This is a genomic window from Streptomyces synnematoformans (assembly GCF_039531005.1).
Classification (GTDB): domain Bacteria; phylum Actinomycetota; class Actinomycetes; order Streptomycetales; family Streptomycetaceae; genus Streptomyces; species Streptomyces synnematoformans.
In genome coordinates this window covers 1-5,180 of sequence record NZ_BAAAPF010000411.1, presented here as the reverse complement: position 1 = coordinate 5,180, position 5,180 = coordinate 1, and the positions used below count along the sequence as shown (strand labels likewise).

3 rRNA genes are annotated in these 5,180 nt (G+C 58.3%); all 3 read left to right on the top strand.

The window, feature by feature from the left end:
• The first annotated feature begins 132 nt into the window (after positions 1–132).
• The 3 genes from ABD317_RS33270 to rrf all read left to right on the top strand — a co-directional run bounded on the left by ABD317_RS33270 (position 133) and on the right by rrf (position 5,178).
• Positions 133–1,670: ribosomal RNA gene (locus ABD317_RS33270) — 16S ribosomal RNA — on the top strand.
• Between the two features lie 176 nt (positions 1,671–1,846).
• A 23S ribosomal RNA gene (locus ABD317_RS33265) occupies positions 1,847–4,980 on the top strand.
• An 81-nt stretch (positions 4,981–5,061) separates the two neighbouring features.
• Positions 5,062–5,178 (top strand): 5S ribosomal RNA (rrf, locus tag ABD317_RS33260).
• The 16S, 23S and 5S rRNA genes sit together here, the layout of an rRNA operon.
• Positions 5,179–5,180 lie beyond the last annotated feature (2 nt).

Here is a 5,180-nt window from a genome sequence, read left to right as displayed (position 1 = left end):
TTTGATGGAAGTGTCCGTTCTTTGAGAACTCAACAGTGTGCCAAGTAGTCGATGCCAAGTGTTTGTGAAACACAGCATTACAGCAGTAGCGAGGCAGACTCGTTCTGTGGTGCTTTGATTCTGGTTGAAGCATTTACGGAGAGTTTGATCCTGGCTCAGGACGAACGCTGGCGGCGTGCTTAACACATGCAAGTCGAACGATGATCCGGTTTCGGCCGGGGATTAGTGGCGAACGGGTGAGTAACACGTGGGCAATCTGCCCTGCACTCTGGGACAAGCCCTGGAAACGGGGTCTAATACCGGATGGTCACCATTGGGCGCATGTCTGGTGGTGGAAAGCTCTGGCGGTGCAGGATGGGCCCGCGGCCTATCAGCTTGTTGGTGGGGTGATGGCCTACCAAGGCGACGACGGGTAGCCGGCCTGAGAGGGCGACCGGCCACACTGGGACTGAGACACGGCCCAGACTCCTACGGGAGGCAGCAGTGGGGAATATTGCACAATGGGCGCAAGCCTGATGCAGCGACGCCGCGTGAGGGATGACGGCCTTCGGGTTGTAAACCTCTTTCAGCAGGGAAGAAGCCTTTCGGGGTGACGGTACCTGCAGAAGAAGCGCCGGCTAACTACGTGCCAGCAGCCGCGGTAATACGTAGGGCGCAAGCGTTGTCCGGAATTATTGGGCGTAAAGAGCTCGTAGGCGGCTTGTCGCGTCGGATGTGAAAGCCCGGGGCTTAACCCCGGGTCTGCATTCGATACGGGCAGGCTGGAGTTCGGTAGGGGAGATCGGAATTCCTGGTGTAGCGGTGGAATGCGCAGATATCAGGAGGAACACCGGTGGCGAAGGCGGATCTCTGGGCCGATACTGACGCTGAGGAGCGAAAGCGTGGGGAGCGAACAGGATTAGATACCCTGGTAGTCCACGCCGTAAACGGTGGGCACTAGGTGTGGGCGGCATTCCACGTCGTCCGTGCCGTAGCTAACGCATTAAGTGCCCCGCCTGGGGAGTACGGCCGCAAGGCTAAAACTCAAAGGAATTGACGGGGGCCCGCACAAGCGGCGGAGCATGTGGCTTAATTCGACGCAACGCGAAGAACCTTACCAAGGCTTGACATACGCCGGAAACACCCGGAGACGGGTGCCCCCTTTGTGGTCGGTGTACAGGTGGTGCATGGCTGTCGTCAGCTCGTGTCGTGAGATGTTGGGTTAAGTCCCGCAACGAGCGCAACCCTTGTCCTGTGTTGCCAGCACGCTCTTTCGGGGGTGGTGGGGACTCACGGGAGACTGCCGGGGTCAACTCGGAGGAAGGTGGGGACGACGTCAAGTCATCATGCCCCTTATGTCTTGGGCTGCACACGTGCTACAATGGCCGGTACAATGAGCTGCGATGCCGCAAGGTGGAGCGAATCTCAAAAAGCCGGTCTCAGTTCGGATTGGGGTCTGCAACTCGACCCCATGAAGTCGGAGTCGCTAGTAATCGCAGATCAGCATTGCTGCGGTGAATACGTTCCCGGGCCTTGTACACACCGCCCGTCACGTCACGAAAGTCGGTAACACCCGAAGCCGGTGGCCCAACCCCCTTGTGGGGAGGGAGCCGTCGAAGGTGGGACTGGCGATTGGGACGAAGTCGTAACAAGGTAGCCGTACCGGAAGGTGCGGCTGGATCACCTCCTTTCTAAGGAGCACCGTGCCGTTTGGTGGGCAGATGTCCCACACGGCCAGCTCATGGGTGGAACATCGACTACGTATCACGGCGCACTGTTGGGTATCTGAGAGCACGGGCCCTTTGTATGGGGGTTTGGTCTCTTAGGGTTGTTGTTTGAGAACTGCACAGTGGACGCGAGCATCTGTGGCCAAGTTTTTAAGGGCGCATGGTGGATGCCTTGGCACCAGGAACCGATGAAGGACGTGGGAGGCCGCGATAGGCCCCGGGGAGCTGTCAACCGAGCTGTGATCCGGGGGTGTCCGAATGGGGAAACCCGGCAGTCGTCATGGGCTGTCACCCGCTGCTGAATGTATAGGCAGTTGGGAGGGAACGCGGGGAAGTGAAACATCTCAGTACCCGCAGGAAGAGAAAACAACAGTGATTCCGGGAGTAGTGGCGAGCGAAACCGGATGAGGCTAAACCGTGTGTGTGTGATACCCGGCAGGGGTTGCGCATGCGGGGTTGTGGGAGTTTACGTGACTGGTCTGCCGGCTGGTCGGCGAGTGAGAAACCGTACGTGTAGGCGAAGGGCATGCGAAAGGCCCGGCGTAGAGGGTAAGACCCCCGTAGTCGAAACGTGTGCGGCTCGTTGTGAACCACCCAAGTAGCACGGGGCTCGAGGAATCTCGTGTGAATCTGGCGGGACCACCCGCTAAGCCTAAATATTCCCTGGTGACCGATAGCGGATAGTACCGTGAGGGAATGGTGAAAAGTACCGCGGGAGCGGAGTGAAAGAGTACCTGAAACCGTGTGCCTACAAGCCGTGGGAGCGTCGCATGCAGCAACTTGTTTGCTGTGTGTCGTGACTGCGTGCCTTTTGAAGAATGAGCCTGCGAGTTAGCGGTGTGTAGCGAGGTTAACCCGTGTGGGGTAGCCGTAGCGAAAGCGAGTCCTAGCGGGGCGATGTGAGTTGCACGCTCTAGACCCGAAGCGGGGTGATCTAGCCATGGGCAGGGTGAAGCGGCTGTAAGAGGTCGTGGAGGCCCGAACCCACCAGGGTTGAAAACCTGGGGGATGACCTGTGGTTAGGGGTGAAAGGCCAATCAAACTCCGTGATAGCTGGTTCTCCCCGAAATGCATTTAGGTGCAGCGTCGTGTGTTGCTTGCCGGAGGTAGAGCTACTGGATAGGCGATGGGCCTTACCGGGTTACTGACCTTAGCCAAACTCCGAATGCCGGTAAGTTGAGCGCGGCAGTGAGACTGCGGGGGATAAGCTCCGTGGTCGAGAGGGAAACAGCCCAGAGCATCGACTAAGGCCCCTAAGCGTATGCTAAGTGGGAAAGGATGTGGAGTCGCAGAGACAACCAGGAGGTTGGCTTAGAAGCAGCCATCCTTGAAAGAGTGCGTAATAGCTCACTGGTCAAGTGATTCCGCGCCGACAATGTAGCGGGGCTCAAGCATACCGCCGAAGTCGTGTCACTCCAGCAGGACGGCTAACGCCGGCTGGGGTGGGTAGGGGAGCGTCGTGTGCCGGGTGAAGCCGCACTGGAAGGTAGTGGTGGACGGTTCGCGAGTGAGAATGCAGGCATGAGTAGCGATACACACGTGGGAAACGTGTGCGCCGATTGACTAAGGGTTCCTGGGTCAAGTTGATCTGCCCAGGGTAAGTCGGGGCCTAAGGCGAGGCCGACAGGCGTAGTCGATGGATAACCGGTTGATATTCCGGTACCCGCTGTGGAGCGCCAAACATTGAATCAGGTGATGCTAAGCCCGTGAAACCCCCCTGTTGTGCTCTTCGGAGTGTGGTGGGGTGTGGTGGAGCCGGTGACCCGAGCTTGTAGTAGGTGAGTGATGGGGTGACGCAGGAAGGTAGTCCAGCCCGGGCGGTGGTTGTCCCGGGGTAAGGGTGTGGCCCGTTGTGCAGGTAAATCCGTGCAACATTGAGGGTGAGACCTGATGCCGAGCCGATTGTGGTGAAGTGGATGATCCTATGCTGTCGAGAAAAGCCTCTAGCGATGTTTCATGGCGGCCCGTACCCGAAACCGACTCAGGTGGTCAGGTAGAGTATACCGAGGCGTTCGGGTGAACTATGGTTAAGGAACTCGGCAAAATGCCCCCGTAACTTCGGGAGAAGGGGGGCCGCTTCCGGTGATGGCCTTTACGGTCGGAGCTGGGGGTGGCCGCAGAGACCAGCGAGAAGCGACTGTTTACTAAAAACACAGGTCCGTGCGAAGCTGTAAGGCGATGTATACGGACTGACGCCTGCCCGGTGCTGGAACGTTAAGGGGACCGGTTAGTCACTCCTTGGGGGTGGCGAGGCTGAGAACTTAAGCGCCAGTAAACGGCGGTGGTAACTATAACCATCCTAAGGTAGCGAAATTCCTTGTCGGGTAAGTTCCGACCTGCACGAATGGCGTAACGACTTCTCGACTGTCTCAACCATAGGCCCGGTGAAATTGCATTACGAGTAAAGATGCTCGTTTCGCGCAGCAGGACGGAAAGACCCCGGGACCTTTACTACAGCTTGATATTGGTGTTCGGTTCGGCTTGTGTAGGATAGGTGGGAGACTGTGAAGCAATCACGCCAGTGGTTGTGGAGTCGTCGTTGAAATACCACTCTGGTCGTGTTGGATGTCTAACCTGGGTCCGTGATCCGGATCGGGGACAGTGTCTGGTGGGTAGTTTAACTGGGGCGGTTGCCTCCTAAAGGGTAACGGAGGCGCCCAAAGGTTCCCTCAGCCTGGTTGGTCATCAGGTGGTGAGTGTAAGTGCACAAGGGAGCTTGACTGCGAGACTGACGGGTCGAGCAGGTGCGAAAGCAGGGACTAGTGATCCGGCGGTGGCTTGTGGGAGCGCCGTCGCTCAACGGATAAAAGGTACCCCGGGGATAACAGGCTGATCTTCCCCAAGAGTCCATATCGACGGGATGGTTTGGCACCTCGATGTCGGCTCGTCGCATCCTGGGGCTGGAGTCGGTCCCAAGGGTTGGGCTGTTCGCCCATTAAAGCGGCACGCGAGCTGGGTTTAGAACGTCGTGAGACAGTTCGGTCCCTATCCGCTGCGCGCGTAGGAGTCTTGAGAAGGGCTGTCCCTAGTACGAGAGGACCGGGACGGACGGACCTCTGGTGTGCCAGTTGTTCTGCCAAGGGCATGGCTGGTTGGCTACGTTCGGGAGGGATAACCGCTGAAAGCATCTAAGCGGGAAGCCTGCTTCGAGATGAGGACTCCCACCCCCATGTGGGGTTAAGGCCCCCTGTAGACGACGGGGTTGATAGGCCGGATCTGGAAGCCCTGTGAGGGGTGGAGGTGACCGGTACTAATAGGCCGAGGGCTTGTCCATAGCTGCTTGCGTCCACTGTGTGAGTTCTGAGACAACAACCCTGCTGTCGAAGTGGGAGCTGTGTTGTGTGTTTCATGGTGTTTCGGTGGTCATAGCGTTGGGGAAACGCCCGGTCTCATTCCGAACCCGGAAGCTAAGCCCGACCGCGCCGATGGTACTGCACGGGGGACCGTGTGGGAGAGTAGGTCACCGCCGAACAA